The sequence below is a fragment of the Dietzia sp. B19 genome (genome assembly GCF_014145155.1).
GTDB lineage: Bacteria > Actinomycetota > Actinomycetes > Mycobacteriales > Mycobacteriaceae > Dietzia > Dietzia natronolimnaea.
In genome coordinates, this window is sequence record NZ_JAALED010000012.1 from 1 (window position 1) to 16,341 (window position 16,341).

Sequence of the window (16,341 nt, forward strand, 5' to 3'; positions counted from 1 at the left end):
GTTCGCGGCCCGGCCGGCGGCGCGCGAGCGACCACCAGAGCAGGCGGCGGCCGTCGCGATCGCACAGACCCCGGTGGGCCAGGCGCCGGTAGACCTCGTCCCGCACGGCGATGTCCAGCAGGACGCGTCCGATCCCGGCCAACTCGTCGTCGTCGAGTTCCTCCCCGTCCTCCAGGCGGCGTTCCGCGTCCTCGTGCGCCCTCACCGCGCGGTCCACCTCGAGGGCCCCCTCCAGCCGTGCGGGTCCCCGACCGTGCGGATCGTCGTCACACGCCCCGTGGTCCCGCACCTGGTACAGCCGCTCGATCTCTGCCCGCGAACCGGCCCGGACCCGCCCGTCGAACGCGTGGACCGCGGCGATCTCCGTCGAGTCCGGGTCGACCTGCGTTCCCCGGACCATCCCGAACAGATCGACCCACGGCGAGCCGTGTGCGAACTCGCCCACCCCGTAGGCGCCGACGACCTGCGTCCCGGCCAGCCCCAACCAGTACTCGAACGCCGCGGCGGCGTCCTCCGCGCGGAGACCGGCGGAGTGCCCGTCCGCACAGTCCTCGTGAACCACCACCAGGTGGACGTCGGTCACCCCCTCCCTCGAGCAGAACCGGGCCAGCCCACGAGCCGGACCGTCGTCGGCCACGACCGGTGACGGCTCACCCTCCCCGGAGCGGCAGTCCTCCGCACCGCCCCACCCGTCCGCACCGCCCCGCCCGTCCTCACCGTCCCGTCCGTCCGCACCGTCCCGTCCGTCTCCTTCCCCGGGTGGCGATCCGGGACCTCCGAGCAGGCCGTCGACATCCATCCTGACGACCGGCCCGGCGTGACCGTCCGCGGTCCGCCCGCATATCACCACCACCGATCCGGGCCCCGGCGGGAACCCCAACATCGACGGGATGGACGCGATGAGCTCCTCCGGAGAGGAGATCACCACCGTCCGAGGGTCGTCCACACCGTCGTCACCGATCCGTCCGTTCGCGGTCATCGTCGTCCACCTGTCTCGTCGTCTCGCGGCCGCTCCCCGGCCGAGGGCGGCCCGCGGGTGCCGGTGCACCGGATCAACTTTCTGACACTCCACCTGCGGTGTCCCGGAGGAAATCCGCGGGGGGCGACCCGCTGTGGAGCCCGCGGCACGGTGGGGAATCAACTGCGGCCCGCCGTCGTTGGCAAAGAGGAGAAACCCCGTCCCGGTGGGACGATCAGTTCGGACCGGACCGGACGGCTCGGGGTGTTGCGACGAGAGGAGTCGACATGGCCAGGCACAGCGATCTGTACCGACTGATCGAGCCCGTCCCCGATCTGCGATCGGAATCCGGACAGGGTCCGGTGCTCGTGCATGCGTTGGAGGGTTTCTCCGACGCCGGCCAGGCGATCCAGGGCGTCACGGAACACCTCAAGGAGAGCCTGGACTCCCAGTTGATCGTGGAGTTCGACGCGGATGAGCTGGTGGACTACCGCTCGCGTCGACCGCAGGTGCGGTACTCCTTCGACCACTTCGCCGGATACTCGGAGCCGACCATCCAGATGCACGCGGTCAAGGACGCAGGCGGGACCTTCTTCCTGCTGCTCTCCGGCCTGGAGCCGGACCTGAGGTGGGACGGGTTCACCGAATCCGTGATCGACCTCGCCGGGTCGTTCGGGGCCCGGATGTCGGTCGGTCTCGGCGCCATCCCCCTCGGGGTACCGCACACCCGCCCGACCCAGTCGAGTGCACACGCCAGCGACGTCGACCTCATCCGTGGCTTCACCGCGTGGCCCGGGGAGTTCTCCGTCCCGGGGAACGTGAGCGCGCTGCTGGAGCTCCGGATGGCCGAGCACGGCATCCCGTCCGCGGGCTTCACCGTCCACGTACCCCAGTACCTGTCCCAGACCGCCTACCCCGCGGCGGTCCTCAACCTCGTCGGCAACATCGCCCAGATCTCCCAGCTGGAGCTGCCGTCCGGTGAGCTCGAGACCGCCGCCCGGGACTTCACCGCACAGGTGACCGCCCAGATCGCCGACAGCCCGGAGATCCGGACCGCCGTGGAGCTGATGGAGAAGCAGTACGACGAGTTCATGGAGTCCCGCCACGGCTCCGACTCGCTCAACCCCGGCGGCACACCGCTGCCCTCCGGCGACGAGATCGGTGCCGAGTTCGAGCGGTTCCTCGCGGAGCAGACCGGCGACGACGAGCCCCGCGCCCGCTAGCACGGACGGACGGTCGCGGCCGGGCGACTAGGCTCGGTAGGGTGCAACTGCCCGAACTCCTCGCCGACCTCGACGACGTCCCCTCCGACCTCCTGGAGGAGGCGGTATTCGACGCCTTCGTGGCGTGGGCCGCCGACCAGGGCCTGACGCTCTATCCGGCGCAGGAGGAGGCGGTCCTCGAGGTGGCGGCGGGTAGCCATGTCGTCCTGGCCACGCCGACGGGGTCGGGCAAGTCGCTGGTCGCCCTGGGGGCGCACTTCTCCGCCATGGCCCGCGGGGTGCGGAGCTACTACACCGCGCCGATCAAGGCGCTCGTCAGCGAGAAGTTCTTCGCTCTGTGCGCGGTGTTCGGCGCCGAGAACGTCGGGATGCTCACCGGTGACGCCGCGGTCAACGCCGACGCACCGATCATCTGTGCCACCGCCGAGATCGTGGCCAACATCGCCCTCCGGGAGGGCGCCGCCGCGGACATCGGTCAGGTGGTGATGGACGAGTTCCACTACTACTCCGAGCCCGATCGGGGCTGGGCCTGGCAGGTCCCGCTCATCGAACTCCCCGACACGCAGTTCCTGCTGATGTCGGCGACGCTCGGCGACGTGGACTGGCTGATCGAGGATCTCCGTACCCGGACCGGACGGGAGTGCGCGCTGGTCGGGGGCACCGAGCGACCTGTCCCCCTGACGTTCGACTACGCACTGCGCAGTATCCACGAGTCGGTCGAACTCCTGCTCCGGGATGACAAGGCACCCGTCTACATCGTCCACTTCACCCAGGCCTCGGCCCTGGAACAGGCCCAGGCGCTGACCTCGGTGGCGGTGGCCACCAAGGAGCGCAAGGCCGCCATCGCCGAGGAGATCGGCGGATTCCGGTTCACGACCGCGTTCGGCCGGAACCTGCGCAAGCTGCTCATGCACGGAATCGGGGTCCACCACGCCGGCATGCTCCCGAAGTACCGCCGCCTCGTGGAACGGCTCGCCCAGGACGGGTTGCTCACCGTCATCTGTGGGACCGACACCCTCGGCGTCGGTATCAATGTCCCCATCCGGACCGTTCTGTTCACGGGGCTCACCAAGTTCGACGGACGCCGGCAACGTGTCCTCAAGGCCCGGGAGTTCCACCAGATCGCCGGCCGTGCGGGCCGAGCGGGGTTCGATACCGAGGGTCTGGTGGTGGTGCTGGCTCCCGAGCACGAGGTCGAGAACGCCAAGGCCGCGGCCAAGTCGGCCGCCAACCCCAAGAAGAAGGGCAAGTCGGCCAAGAAGAAGCCGCCGGAGGGGTTCGTCAACTGGTCCCGCTCGACGTTCGACAAACTCGTCGGCGCCCAGCCCGAGCAGCTCACCAGCCGCTTCGAGGTCAACAACGCGATGCTGCTCAACGTGATCTCGCGTCCGGGGAGCTGCTACGCCCACATGCGGCACCTCCTGCTGTCCTCGCACGAGACCCGGGCCCGGATCCGGCAGCACGTGCTGCGCTCGATCGAACTCTTCCGCGGGCTCGAGACCGCCGGCATCGTCGAGAGGATGGCGGAGCCGGACGACGACGGACGGCACGTCCGTCTGACGGTGGACCTCCAACGGGACTTCGCGCTCAACCAGCCCCTCGCCCCGTTCGCGATCGCCGCGATGGAGGTCCTCGACCCCGACTCCCCCACCCCGGTCCTGGATCTGGTCTCGGTGATCGAGTCCGTTCTCGACGACCCGCGCCCGATCCTCTACGCACAGCAGCGGGCCGCCCGCGGCGAGGCGATCGGGGCGCTCAAGGCAGAGGGGGTGGAGTACTCGGAACGGATGGAGCTGGTCGAGGACATCTCGTGGCCCACACCCCTCGGCGACCTCATCGCGGACGCCTACGACGCCTACCGGGCCGGGCACCCGTGGGTGGCGGGGGTCGAGCCCTCCCCGAAGTCGGTCGTCCGCGAGATGGTCGAGCGGGGGATGACCTTCTCCGATCTGGTCTCCGCGTACGGACTCAGCCGGTCGGAGGGTTCCGTCCTGCGCTACCTCACCGACGCCTACCGTGCGCTGCGGCAGACCGTTCCGGCCGACCTGCGGACCGACGAGTTCGACGACCTGGTCGAATGGCTCGGGGAACTCGTCCGCCAGGTCGACTCGAGCCTGCTGGACGAGTGGGAACTGCTCACCGACCCCGAGGTCTCCCCGGACCAGGTGGCCGAGCTCGCCTTCGGTCAGTCGAGCGGCACCACCCGGCCCGTCACCGCCAACTCGCGGGCGTTCCGGGTGATGGTCCGCAACGCGATGTTCCGCCGCGTGGAGCTCCTGTCGCGAGACGACATCGACACCTTGGTGCAACTCGACGCCGACGTCCCGCTCCATCCCGACTGGGACACCGAGATCGATGCGTACTGGGACGAGTACGACGCGATCGGAACCGGGCCCGCGGCGCGCGGACCCGCCCTCTTCTCCGTCACCGAATCGGGCGACGGGGTGGAGCCGGGGACCTGGAGGGTCCGGCAGGTGCTCGACGATCCGGAGAACGACCACGGCTGGGCCGTCGAGGGTGTCGTGGACCTCGGCGCCAGCGACGAGGCGGGCGAGGTCCGGTTCGCGTCGCTGACCCTCGCGGGGTGACGCAGCGGGGAGGCTGAACCGGGCCGCGGTTCCGGTGTCCGTACGATGACCGACGAACACCGATCCGACCCCTGGAGGACATCTGTGACCCCCCGCATCCTGTACAAGAGGCTCGCGCTCGCGGAGGTGATCACGTGGACGCTGCTGATCCTGGGCATGGTCGGCAAGTACGGGTTCGGTCTCGACTGGGCCACCACGGTCGGTGGCAGCATCCACGGTTTCGTGTTCCTGTGCTACACCGTGGCGACGATCGCGGTCTGGACGGACAAGCGCTGGTCGGCGGGGACCGGCCTGATGGGCCTGGCGTCCGCGGTCATCCCCTACGCCACCGTGCCGTTCGAGAGGTCCGTCGAGCGCCGCGGGCTGCTTGAGGGACACTGGCGGCTCGGGCCCGGAGGCGAACAGTCGCGCACCCTCGCCGAGCGCACGCTGGCCTTCGCGCTCCGGTCCCCGGTCGTCGCGCTGGTGGTGACCCTCATCGTGGTGGCCGTGGTCTTCTCGCTCCTCCTGGTGGCGGGCAAGCCCACCGAGTGGTTCTCGTGACCCTAGCCCGTGAGCCGGGACGCCGGGAGCTGAACAAGGCGGACAAGCAACGCCGGATACTGGCCGCCGCCCGCGACCTGTTCTTCCGCAACGGGTACTCGTCGGTCACCACCCAGGAGGTGGCCGATCAGGCGGAGGTCGGCACCGGGACACTGTTCAGGTACGCCCAGTCGAAGGGCGAGCTCCTGTGCATGGTGGCCAACGAGGAGTTCCGCGCCATGGTCGAGACCGTCCCGGATACCGGGGACCCCGTCGAGGATCTGGTCACACTGTGCGACCCCCTGTTCTCCGCCCTCGAGAACCAGCCGGAGAACATCGTCGCCTACCACCGCGAGACGGTCTTCGGGGAACCCGGCCCGCACCGGGCGGAGGCGCAGCGCATCCTCGGGGAACTCCGGGGCATCATCGGACTCGTGCTCGCCCGGCACTCCCCGCGGGCACCGGAGGCGGAGGACCTCGACGGTCCCGCCCAGACCGTCTTCGACGTCCTGTACATGAGCATCGTCCGTTCGGGGATCGACCGGTCGCCCGGTCGCGACCACCGAGCCGACCTCCGCGAGCACGTCGATCGTGTCCTGCACGGAGTGCTGGCACGTCGGGTGTCCTCCGACAGCACGTACTGACGGCGCCGTCCGGCCACCCCGACGAACCGTCCTCCACCGCGCCGGGTGAGACTTGTCCGCATGACCGAAGGCAACGACCCCACCGCCCGCCCGATCAAGGACGCGTCCACCGTGATGGTGATGCGGGACTCCGATCGCGGACCCGAGGTGTTCGTCGCACGCCGCGTCCGCGGGATGGCGTTCGCCGGCGGCATGACGGTGTTCCCGGGCGGGGGCGTGGACGCCTCGGACGACGATCCGGATGTCGCCTGGTCCGGCCCCGCGCCCGCGTGGTGGGCCGAGCGGTTCGACTGCGACGTGCCTCGAGCGCGCCGGTTGGTGTGCGCGGCGGCGCGGGAGACCTTCGAGGAATGTGGCGTCCTCCTCGCCGACCACCTCGACGGCTCCCCGGTCGCGGACGCCGGCCGGTACCACTCGAGCCGCGAGGAGCTCGAGAGCCACCGGCTGGCCTTCAGCGCGTTCCTCGCCGACGAGGATCTCTCACTCGCGGCGGGCAGACTCCGCCCCTACGACCACTGGATCACGCCCTCGGTGGAATCGCGGAGGTACGACACGAGGTTCTTCCTCGCCGCGCTACCGGAGGGACAGGAACCGGATGACCTCACGACCGAGGTCGACCTGACCATGTGGGCCCGCCCCGTCGACCTCCTCGAGGACTTCCGTGCCGGCCGGTCCATGCTCCTCCCCCCGACGTGGACCCAACTCCGCGTCCTCGCCGGGTTCCCCGACGTCGCGGCAGCACTGGACTCCGAGCGCAGGATCGTTCCCGTCCAGCCGGAGGTCGTCGAGCACCGTGGCGGGGTGCGCGTGCGCTTCGACGGTTCGGACGAGTACTGGTCCGACTACCAGGCGGGCCGGCCGGAGGCGGGGAGCTGATCACTCCCACCGGACATCCCGAAGTACCGACGTGCTCGGCTGTGCGGTGGTTGACTGCCACTCATGCGGGATTTCGAGTTCGACGTGGACGCGTCGATCGCTGCCGGGTGGAACCGCTTCGCGACCCGCCTGGCCGGACTACTGCGTGACCTCGTCCCGGGAGCCACGTTCGACCTGGCCGTTCCCGTCCTCGGGTCGCCGTCCACCCGCACCCCGTACGTGCGTTTCACCGCCACCGGCGGCGGCAGCGTCCACGCGGAGGTCTCCGGCGGCGGGTCCGAGGATTCGCCGGAGCCGCTGGGGCCCGTCCGGCTCGACCAACTCATGGCCCTCGGTTGGGCGCTCCGGCGCCCGACCGACCAGGGTGCTCCGGGGGCGGACCTCACGTTCCCGGTAAACCGTGCACCCGAGGTGGCGCACCTGGTCGCCGGCACGATGGAGCGCGTCTTCGGGATCCCCCACCCGGTATTCCTCCATGACGTGTCCGATCCGGAGGACGCGACCGGGGCCGGTTCGGGTGAACCCGTGTCGGCGGACGCCGACTTCCGGTCGCAGCCCATCGCGACCCCGGACGAGGCGACCAGAGCACTACAGTCGGCTCTGTCGGAGGTCTACGAGCGTCGGGTCACACCCGACGAGCATGACGTGTTCACCGTTCCCGCCGGGTGTGTGCTGCTGTTCGTCCGTGCGCACCGCTCGCTCCCCCTCGTCGTGTTCCGGAGCCCACTCGTGTCCTCCGTGGAGGATCCCGCGGCCGCGGAGACCGAGGTCGCGATCCTCAACCGGGACTCGCTGTGGTGCAGGTACGTGTTCGACGGCCAGACGATCTCCGCCGAGGCGGAGTTCGTCGACCGGGTGTTCGTCCCGGTCAACTTCAAGATCCAGTTGGCCGAGATCTCCGCCGAACTCGACGACGTCTACTCGGACCTCGCGCACCGGGTCGCGGGCAGACGATGGCGTGACCTGCGCGCCTCCGATGACCACCGTCCCGGTGAGCAGTAGGATCTGAGACCGTGCCGGGACGGGCCCGGTGTGAGAACTCGCCCCAGGAGCGCCTACATGCGTCGCGCCGTCCTCGCTGCAGTGATCGTGACCGCGGCCGTCTCCACGTCGGGTTGTTCACCGGCCTCCCTGTTCGGCGATGACGACTCCGCGGGCGTCCCCGTCCCGACCGCCCAGCAGTCCGGACCCCTGCCCTCGTCGCAGCAGTTCGACAGGCCGTTCCCCGTGGCCGGAGAATCGTGGGACGCCACCGTGACCCTGTCCGACCTCCGCATCGTGCCCTCGACCACGTACTCGGACGCGGTCGTGGTGGTTGACGTCCGCGCGGTGCAGGCATCCGGTCAGCCGGAACTGGGCCCGGAGGACTTCTCGGCCTTCGACCCGTCGGGGCGACCGTTCGAGCGGATCGAGAACCCCGCGGGGACGGTCGAGGACCCACTCGTGCCCTCGGTTCTGAGCTTTCCCGGCGAGGAGATCCGGGGGATGGTCGCCTGGACGATGCCCCGAGGGAACCGTATCGGGCGCATCGACGTGACCGCCCCGAGGACGATCGGTTCGGTCACCGTGACCCGCCAGCCGGAAGACCCGACCGCCACCTAGGACTCAGGACGATCCCGTGCCCTCGAGATACGTCCATCGACCACCTCTGCGCTCGAACGCCGATCGCTCGCGCATGACACCGGGGCCCTCGGGCCCGACATACCGGGCCTCGAACTCGACGGTCCCGGTCCGGTCGGCGGGGCCACCGGCAACCACGTCGAGGATCGCGAGGCCGGTCCACTCGACGTCACCTGCCTCCACCCGGGCCGGCCGCGTCCGCGGGCTCCAGGTGCGCCAGAGGTGGTCCTCCCGACCCAGAACGAAGGCCGTGTACCGCGATCTCATCAGTTGCTCCGCGGTCTCGGCCGGGACACCATCCTCGACGAGCGGTCCGCAGCAGCGATCGAACGGGCGCCTGCTCTCGCAGGGACATGCGTTCACGTCGCCCTCCTCCGTCCACCCGCATCCGCGATCAGGCTACCCACACGACGACCGGTTATCCTCAAGCCCAGAGATGTCCAGCTTCCGTGCACTGCCCTTCCGGCCCCGGCGACAGCCCGATCCCGACGGCGTCCCCCTACGGGTCCGCTCGTGCCGCGACCTGTGCGAGTGGACGAGGACCCCCGTGGAGCGCCGCGGTGAGCCCATGTTCGCGTGCCGAGGGTGCGGATCCCAGTGGGTCCCGAGCGAGCACTGGACCCCGCGGGACAGCAACGGGGCGGTCCCCCCGGAGGTGTTGGAGATCGTCGCCGCCGAACCATGACCTCGCCGGCTGACCTCTAGGCTGAGACGATGACCACACCCCCTCGATTCCCCGGTCCCGCCGTGAGTTCCGCGACGGTCGACGCCGTCCTGCGCCGGGCGGCGGCCCGGTTCCCCGACCGCGTGGCACTCACCTTCGCCGAACGCCGGTGGACCTACGCGGCGCTGGACTCCGCGGTCGACCGGGTGGCCACGACCCTCGCCGGCCAGGGCCTCGAGAACGGCGCCCGGGTTGCCGGCTACGGGGTCAACTCCGATGCCTATCTCATCGGCTTCCTCGCCACCTCCCGCGCCGGGTTCACACACGTGCCCGTCAACTACGCCCTGACCGGCGGCGAACTCGAGTACCTGTTGACCGACTCGGGGGCGTCCCTGGTCCTGGTGGACCCGGCACAGGCCGCCACGTTGTCGGACGTACTCGAGACCATGCCGGGGCTGCGCTCCCTGCCGCTGCTGCCCCGTGAGGGGGAGACCGCGGACGGCACCGTTCTGGGTTCGGCGACGGACGACTCCCCGTGTACCCCGGTGCAGTCCCCCTCCACCGGCGACGATCTGGCCCAACTCCTCTACACCTCGGGGACGACCTCACGCCCCAAGGGCGCGATGATGACCCATTCCGCGCTCGTCCACGAGTACGTGAGCTGCATTCTCGCCCTGGACCTGACCGCGGACGACGAGCCGCTGGTGACCATGCCGCTCTACCACTCGGCCGCGATGCACGTGTTCGCGCTCCCCTACCTCTCCCTGGGGGCGACGGTGCACCTCATGGCCGCCCCGGACATCACCGAGATCCTCCGCCGGGTCGAGGTCGACAGGATCGGCTCGCTCTTCCTCGCGCCGACGGTGTGGGTGCCGTTGGCCTCACATCCGGACCTGGAGTCCCGGGACCTGTCGAGTCTGCGCAAGGCCCAGTACGGCGCCTCGATCATGCCGGTGACGGTGCTCCAGCGCCTGCGCGGCACGTATCCCGACCTCGGGTTCTACAACTGCTTCGGACAGTCGGAGATCGGCCCACTGGCCACCGTCCTGCGCCCGGAGGAGCATGACGCCCGCCCGGCGAGCGCCGGCCGACCGGTGTTCTTCGTGGACGCCCGCGTCGTCGACGAGACGGGCGCAGAGGTCGCGGACGGCGAGCGGGGCGAGGTGGTCTACCGGTCTCCGCAGTTGTGCACGGGTTACTGGAACAAGCCGGACGCCACCGCCGAGGCGTTCCGCGACGGGTGGTTCCACTCCGGCGACCTGGTGGTGCGCGACCCGGAGGGGTTCATCGAGGTCGTCGACCGCATCAAGGACGTCATCAACACCGGTGGTGTCCTCGTGGCGTCCCGGGAGGTCGAGGACGCGGTCTACCAGGATGAGCGCGTGGCGGAGGTGGCCGTGATCGGCACACCGGACGACAAGTGGATCGAGGCCGTCACCGCGATCGTGGTCCTCAGGGACGACGTCCACGCCACCGAATCCGAGATCATCGACGGCACCCGCGCCCATCTCGCGCCGTTCAAGGTGCCGAAGCGGGTCGTCTTCGTGGACGAACTGCCCCGGAACCAGTCGGGCAAGCTCCTCAAGCGGGAACTGCGCCAGTCCTGACACCGGGACCGTGCCCGACCCACCCGGGTCTCCGGCGTCAGCCGATCCTGTCCAGGACCTCCGCGGCCACCACCTCGGGGGCTTGTTCGGGGAGCCAGTGCCCCATGCCCGCCAGCGGGACGAAGCGGTACTCCCCCGCCATCCGGGAGGCGGTGGCCTCGGCACCGGAGCGCCCGATCGCTGGGTCGTCCTCCCCCCACAGATAGGTCGTGGGGACCGACACGTCGGGCAGGTCGTACCGCCGCATCGCGCGGTACCAGTTGAGCGCTCCCGTCAGCCCCGCCCGCGTGCCGACCACCTCGAGGTGCTTGGCGATGAGCTCGTCAGACACGTGCTCGTCGAACATCGCCCGCAGACGTCGGGCTCCGTCCTCGAGCAGGACGTCCTCGGCTTTCCCCTCCTGGCGGAAGAGGGCGAAGTAGGCCGATCGGGCCTGCTGGTCCGGGTCGGACTGCAGAGCCCACGCGAAGGCCGACAGGTGGGGGACGGACACCACCGTCAGGCTCGACACCCGCCCGGGGTGGTGGGCGGCGAGCCACCATGCGACCGATGCCCCCCAGTCGTGGCCGAGCACGTGCACCGTCTCCAGACCGAAATGGTCGACGATCGCCAGGGCGTCCGCGCTCAGGTGCTCGATCGCATAGGCCCCGACGTCGTCCGGGCGTGCACCGGCCGAGTACCCCCGCTGGGCCGGAGCGACGACCCTGAGTCCCTGCTGCGTCAGCACCCCGGCGACCGCCTCCCACTCCCACGGGGATTCCGGGAAGCCGTGCAACGCCAACACGGTCCCGCGCTCGGGCCCGGTGGTACGCCAGTCCAGTACGTCGAGGGTGCCGGCCGGGATGTCGACGGTCATGCTCTGCGGTTCCATGGAGCGGACACTATCTTCTCCGCTGGTTCACCGCGGGCGGCCGCCGCGCGGACTCTCCGCGGACGACCCCGACTGCGCGACCATCGAGCGCCGGTCATGCCAGTCGCGCACCACCCACATCTCGACCACGAGCGGGTCGACAGCGGCCTCGTCCGCCCACGCGGAGATCACGTCCAGATACCGCTGATACCGGCGTGGCGTCATGCGACCGAGCGAGTCGATCTCGGTCCATCCCGCGTGGACCAGCGTGGCGATCCCGGCCGAATCGACGGGAACGATGGTCTGGTCCGACCACGCCATTCCCAGGGACGACAGATAGAGCGAGGCGAGCGGGAACCCGAGATCGGGCACCCCCCTGCCAGCCCTGCCGTACGGCGCGCCGTTGCGGAGCAGGTTCATGGCCTCCGCCGGGGCGTCCAACCAGTCCGCCACCTCGTGCAGGACCAGGGGATATCCGTGAGGTGACACCGAGCGCCACGCGGAGCGGTCGCGCTCCGGTACACGGAAGTCCGGCAGACCCCTGCGGACGCCCGATCGCTGCGGGTGCCCGGCGAGCCAGGCCGCACACATGTAGAGCGCGACCACGGACTCCTCCAGGCTGCCCCGAGCCCTGCGGCCCGCTGCCCAGAGGTCACTCCTGCGGAGGTATCCGGACCCGGACTCGACCCGGCCGCCGTCGGGCCCACCGGCGACCAGCCGGAGGTCGACCCCTCGCTCCGCCAGCCTGAGGTTCCACAGGTCGAGGTCGACCTCCACGTATTCGTCCGCCACCAGCAGTGCCGGAGGCTGGGCGCGACACCACGTCAAGCACGAAGAGGGGAGATCTGGAACGGGACGGGAACCGGTCGTCGTCATGCCCGCACGGTGTCACGCGGGTACGACAACGCCGGCCCCCTGCGCCTCAGTCCTCGGCGAACGCGTCCAGCGGAGGGCAGGAACACACCAGATTGCGGTCGCCGTACGCGCCGTCGATCCGCCGCACCGCGGGCCAGACCTTGGGGCGCCACTCCGATCCCAGCGGGTAGCCCGCCAGGCTGCGCGGGTAGGCGTGCTCCCACTCGTCGGCGGAGACGCTCTCGGCGGTGTGGGGAGCCCCGCGCAGCGGATTGTCCTCCACGGTCCACTCTCCCGAGGCGACCCGGTCGATCTCGGCGCGGATCGCGGCCATCGCGTCACAGAAGGCATCCAGCTCGGCCAGGTCCTCACTCTCGGTGGGCTCCACCATGAGCGTGTTGGGCACCGGGAAGCTCATCGTGGGCGCGTGGAAACCGTAATCCGCCAGCCTCTTGGCCACGTCGTCGATCGAGATGCCGACCGAGTCGATGAGCGGCCGGAGGTCGAGGATGCACTCGTGCGCCACCCACCCGCCGTCCCCGGAGTACAGCACCGGGAAGTCCGGGCCGATCCGCCGGGCCAGGTAGTTGGCACTCGCGATCGCGGTGAGGGTGGCACGACGCAGCCCGTCCGCGCCCATCATGCGGACGTAGGCCCACGTGATGGGGAGGATCGAGGCGGATCCGAAGGCGGCGGCCGAGACCACCGCGCCCGAACCGAGACCCTCCTCGTAGGGGTGGCCGGGCAGGAACTCGCGCAGGTGCTCGGCCACCGCGACCGGGCCGACCCCGGGACCGCCACCACCGTGCGGGATGCAGAAGGTCTTGTGCAGGTTGAGGTGGCTCACGTCGCCACCGAACCGCCCCGGACGGGCGACACCCACGAGCGCGTTGAGGTTGGCCCCGTCGATGTAGACCTGTCCCCCGGCGTCGTGGACGATCGCGCAGATCTCCTCGATGTCGTGCTCGTACACCCCGTGGGTCGAGGGGTAGGTGATCATGATCGCCGACAGCTCGGCCGCGTGCCGGCCGACCTTCTCGCGGAGATCGTCGACGTCGACGTCCCCGTTGGGTCGACATCCGACGACGACGACCTTCATCCCCGCCATCACCGCGGACGCGGCGTTGGTCCCGTGAGCCGAGGACGGGATGAGGCACACCCTGCGATCCTCGTCGCCGCGGGAGCGGTGGTACTGCCGGATCGCCAGCAGGCCCGCGTACTCCCCCTGGCTGCCCGCGTTGGGCTGCAGACTCACCGCGGCGTAGCCGGTGATGTCGACGAGCCACTGCTCCACGTCGGCCACGAGCCGGCGGATCCCTCGGGTCTGCTCGACCGGTGCGAAGGGGTGGAGGCCCGCGAACTCGGGCCACGTGATGGGCTCCATCTCCGTGGTGGCGTTGAGCTTCATGGTGCAGGAACCCAGCGGGATCATGGTGCGGTCCAGCGCCAGGTCCTTGTCCGCGAGGGCGCGCAGGTACCGCAGCATCGCGGTCTCGGTCCGGTACCTGACGAACGCCTCGTGCTGGAGGAAGCGCGAGGTCCGGTCGCCGTAGGCGGGATCGACGAGGATCTCCAGCTGTCCGGCGTCCGCGATGTCGGCGACGTCACCGCCGAACGCCTCGAGGACGAGCGCGAGGTGGTCCCCGGTGGTGGCCTCGTCGCAGGAGACGGACACGTGGTCGTCGTCGACCCTCCACAGGTTCACCCCCCGCTCGGCGGCGGCGGCGAGCACCTCGGAGGCACGGCCGGGCACCCTGGCCAAGACGGTGTCGAAGAAGTCGGCGTGGACGACCTGGACACCCGCGGCGACGAGGCCGTCGGCCAGGACCGCGGCATGGGAATGCACGCGCCGGGCGATCGCCGCCAGGCCCTCCGCTCCGTGGTACGAGGCGTACATCGCGGCGACCACCGCGAGCAGGACCTGAGCGGTGCAGATGTTGGACGTGGCCTTGTCGCGGCGGATGTGCTGCTCGCGGGTCTGCAGCGCCAGCCGGTAGGCCGGCCGACCGTCGGCGTCCGTCGACACGCCCACGAGGCGGCCCGGGAGGTTGCGGGCGTGGGCGGTGCGACAGGAGAGGAAGCCGGCGTGGGGGCCACCGAAGCCCATCGGGACACCGAAGCGCTGGGACGAGCCGAAGCAGGCGTCCGCACCCTTGTCCCCGGCCGGGGTGAGGACGGTCGCGGCGAGCAGGTCGACGCCCGCCGCCACGAGGACTCCCCGGTCGTGGCACTGGTCGATCAGCCCGGCGACGTCGGCGACGCGGCCCGAGGCACCCGGCGTCTGCACGAGTGCTCCGAAGAAGTCGCCCTCCGGCAACCCGTCGTCGATCAGGTTCGCGGTGACGATCTCGATACCCAGCGGCTCGGCGCGGGTGGCGAGGATGGCGGCGGTCTGTCCGAAGACGTCAGTGTCGACCGCGAAGCGGGGGCTCTTCGAGGACCGGTTGGCCCTGCGGAGCATCGTCATGGCCTCGGCGGCCGCGGTCCCCTCGTCCAGCATCGAGGCGCCCGCCATGTCCATGCCGGTGAGGTCGGCGACCATGGTCTGGAAGTTGAGAAGAGCCTCGAGTCGGCCCTGGCTGATCTCCGGCTGGTAGGGGGTGTACCCCGTGTACCAGGCGGGGCTCTCGACGACGTTGCGGCGGATCACGGCCGGGGTGAGCGTGTCGTAGTACCCCTGCCCGATCATGGAGACCGCGACCTCGTTCCGGTCGGCGAGCACGCGCAGCGCGGCGAGCGTGTCGGACTCGGACAGGGGCTCGGGCAGCGCGTCGATGCCCGCTGCCCGGCCGTCGGGACCCACCTCGTCGAGGATGACCGACGGGAACGCGCGCTCGGCGAGCTCGTCGAGCGAGTCCACGCCGATGGTCCGCAGGATGTGGGCCAGGCCGTCGGCGTCGGGTCCCAGATGGCGGGCGACGAACTCGCCTCCGGTCCGGGCGGTGTGCGGGGTCGTCGTCACAGGTGCTCCTCGAAGGGCGGGGCCGCCCGGACGGGCGGCCTGCGGGCCGGTGCTACCCTCTCCGCTCTGTCCCCAACCGGCTGACGCCGGCGCCTGAGAGATTCACGGGGCCCACCTGTGGGCCGCGCTTTCCCCGTGGGCGGGTGGTCTGTTCCACCGCTCTCCAGAGGCGTTCGACGACTACACGGTCCGGGTGCCTGAGAGATTCTCGGAGAGGAGTTGCTCCTTCGGCGCCCGCGGTGGATACCGCGGGACTCTCCCGTGAGTCGCGTGAACGCACCGCCGAGTCTAGACGACTCCTCCGATCAGCCCGTACGCCGCGAGGCGCGGGCGCGTCGACGGGCCGCCAACTCGTCCTCGAGGGGCTCGATGACGTCCTCGGCGGAGACGGTCTCGGCGGGGAACTCGGAGATCGACCCGGCGAGCTCCCGCATCGCACCACCGATCCCGATACCGAAGACTCCCTGTCCGCCCTGGAGGAGGTCGAAGACCTCCTCCTTCGAGGTGCACTCGAACACCGTGCGACCGTCGGAGAAGAGGGTGATGGTGGCCAGGTCCTTCACTCCCCGGGAGCGGATCTGGTCCACGGCCTTCCGGATGTTCTGCAGCGAGATCCCGGTGTCCAGCAGTTGCTTGACGATCTTGAGGACGAGGATGTCCTTGAACGAGTACAGGCGCTGGCTGCCGGACCCGGCGGCGTTGCGGATCGACGGCACCACCAGATCGGTCCGGGCCCAGTAGTCGAGTTGCCGGTAGGTGATGCCGGCGATCTGGCAGGCGATCGGCACGCGGTATCCACTCGTGCCGTCCGGGATGCCGTCGTCGGGGAACAGTCCCGGTTGCACCTCGTCGAACGTGGCCTGGGTGGCCTCGACGTCGCCTCCGAAGAGACCCTCCGTGTGCGTACCGGTGGAGGACGACTCCGGATCCCGGGTGTGGTCGGCCACGATTGCTCCCTCAAGCTGTGGGGTG

14 protein-coding genes and 1 riboswitch are annotated in these 16,341 nt (G+C 70.3%); of the genes, 8 read left to right on the forward strand and 6 right to left on the reverse strand.

The features are described 5' to 3' along the window. On the reverse strand, positions 1-979 hold a 979-nt coding region (locus G6020_RS16805; RefSeq protein ID WP_241732506.1), incomplete at its 3' end, for a DUF4192 family protein. A gap of 266 nt (positions 980-1,245) precedes the next feature. Between G6020_RS16805 and G6020_RS00560 the strand changes: the two genes are divergently transcribed. The 7 genes from G6020_RS00560 (at position 1,246) to G6020_RS00590 (ending at position 8,413) form a co-directional block, all read left to right on the forward strand. Continuing rightward, the gene (locus G6020_RS00560; RefSeq protein ID WP_179525203.1) at positions 1,246-2,181 is read left to right on the forward strand and encodes a PAC2 family protein; all 936 of its coding nucleotides are present in this window, start codon (positions 1,246-1,248) and stop codon (positions 2,179-2,181) included. 41 nt (positions 2,182-2,222) lie between these two features. Then, positions 2,223-4,769 (forward strand): DEAD/DEAH box helicase, encoded by a 2,547-nt coding sequence (locus tag G6020_RS00565; RefSeq protein WP_182609307.1) that lies wholly within the window; start codon positions 2,223-2,225, stop codon positions 4,767-4,769. 84 nt (positions 4,770-4,853) lie between these two features. Beyond that, the gene (locus tag G6020_RS00570) at positions 4,854-5,312 is read left to right on the forward strand and encodes a DUF3817 domain-containing protein (protein WP_179525201.1); all 459 of its coding nucleotides are present in this window, start codon (positions 4,854-4,856) and stop codon (positions 5,310-5,312) included. Beyond that, positions 5,309-5,935, forward strand: coding sequence for a TetR/AcrR family transcriptional regulator (locus G6020_RS00575; RefSeq protein WP_179525200.1), 627 nt, complete (start codon positions 5,309-5,311; stop codon positions 5,933-5,935). The genes G6020_RS00570 and G6020_RS00575 overlap by 4 nt, the downstream gene beginning before the upstream one ends. Positions 5,936-5,995: 60 nt before the next feature. Beyond that, positions 5,996-6,811 carry an NUDIX hydrolase gene (locus G6020_RS00580; RefSeq protein WP_182609308.1) on the forward strand — a complete coding sequence of 272 codons (816 nt, stop codon included), beginning with the start codon at positions 5,996-5,998 and terminating at the stop codon, positions 6,809-6,811. Between the two features lie 63 nt (positions 6,812-6,874). Beyond that, entirely contained in the window at positions 6,875-7,813 is a 939-nt protein-coding gene (locus tag G6020_RS00585) for a hypothetical protein (protein WP_179525198.1), read from the forward strand. A 57-nt stretch (positions 7,814-7,870) separates the two neighbouring features. Continuing rightward, on the forward strand, positions 7,871-8,413 hold the full coding sequence (locus G6020_RS00590) for a hypothetical protein (protein ID WP_095719006.1): 543 nt from the start codon (positions 7,871-7,873) through the stop codon (positions 8,411-8,413). A gap of 3 nt (positions 8,414-8,416) precedes the next feature. Here G6020_RS00590 and G6020_RS00595 read toward each other — a convergent pair whose 3' ends face one another. After that, positions 8,417-8,794, reverse strand: a complete 378-nt coding sequence (locus G6020_RS00595) for a YchJ family metal-binding protein (RefSeq protein ID WP_179525197.1) — start codon at positions 8,792-8,794, stop codon at positions 8,417-8,419. Positions 8,795-9,145: 351 nt separating this feature from the next. Here G6020_RS00595 and G6020_RS00605 point away from each other — a divergent pair, with 351 nt between their 5' ends. Continuing rightward, positions 9,146-10,702 (forward strand): fatty acyl-CoA synthetase, encoded by a 1,557-nt coding sequence (locus G6020_RS00605; protein WP_182609309.1) that lies wholly within the window; start codon positions 9,146-9,148, stop codon positions 10,700-10,702. Positions 10,703-10,739: 37 nt separating this feature from the next. Here the strand turns inward: G6020_RS00605 and G6020_RS00610 are convergent, their stop codons facing one another. The 4 genes from G6020_RS00610 to G6020_RS00625 all read right to left on the reverse strand — a co-directional run bounded on the left by G6020_RS00610 (position 10,740) and on the right by G6020_RS00625 (position 16,316). After that, entirely contained in the window at positions 10,740-11,573 is an 834-nt protein-coding gene (locus G6020_RS00610; protein WP_182609310.1) for an alpha/beta hydrolase, read from the reverse strand. A 27-nt stretch (positions 11,574-11,600) separates the two neighbouring features. After that, entirely contained in the window at positions 11,601-12,344 is a 744-nt protein-coding gene (locus G6020_RS00615; protein WP_347237760.1) for a hypothetical protein, read from the reverse strand. A gap of 130 nt (positions 12,345-12,474) precedes the next feature. Then, positions 12,475-15,369 (reverse strand): aminomethyl-transferring glycine dehydrogenase, encoded by a 2,895-nt coding sequence (gene gcvP, locus G6020_RS00620; protein WP_095719000.1) that lies wholly within the window; start codon positions 15,367-15,369, stop codon positions 12,475-12,477. A 175-nt stretch (positions 15,370-15,544) separates the two neighbouring features. Further along, positions 15,545-15,641, reverse strand: a riboswitch (glycine riboswitch). 33 nt (positions 15,642-15,674) lie between these two features. After that, the gene (locus G6020_RS00625; RefSeq protein ID WP_095718999.1) at positions 15,675-16,316 is read right to left on the reverse strand and encodes a MerR family transcriptional regulator; all 642 of its coding nucleotides are present in this window, start codon (positions 16,314-16,316) and stop codon (positions 15,675-15,677) included. Positions 16,317-16,341 lie beyond the last annotated feature (25 nt).

Coding starts and splice junctions, on each gene's coding strand:
- G6020_RS00580 (WP_182609308.1), top strand. CDS start 5,996: ATGACCGAAGGCAACGACCCCACCGCCCGCCCGATCAAGGACGCGTCC.
- G6020_RS00605 (WP_182609309.1), top strand. CDS start 9,146: ATGACCACACCCCCTCGATTCCCCGGTCCCGCCGTGAGTTCCGCGACG.
- G6020_RS00610 (WP_182609310.1), bottom strand. CDS start 11,573: ATGGAACCGCAGAGCATGACCGTCGACATCCCGGCCGGCACCCTCGAC.
- G6020_RS00560 (WP_179525203.1), top strand. CDS start 1,246: ATGGCCAGGCACAGCGATCTGTACCGACTGATCGAGCCCGTCCCCGAT.
- G6020_RS00590 (WP_095719006.1), top strand. CDS start 7,871: ATGCGTCGCGCCGTCCTCGCTGCAGTGATCGTGACCGCGGCCGTCTCC.
- G6020_RS00585 (WP_179525198.1), top strand. CDS start 6,875: ATGCGGGATTTCGAGTTCGACGTGGACGCGTCGATCGCTGCCGGGTGG.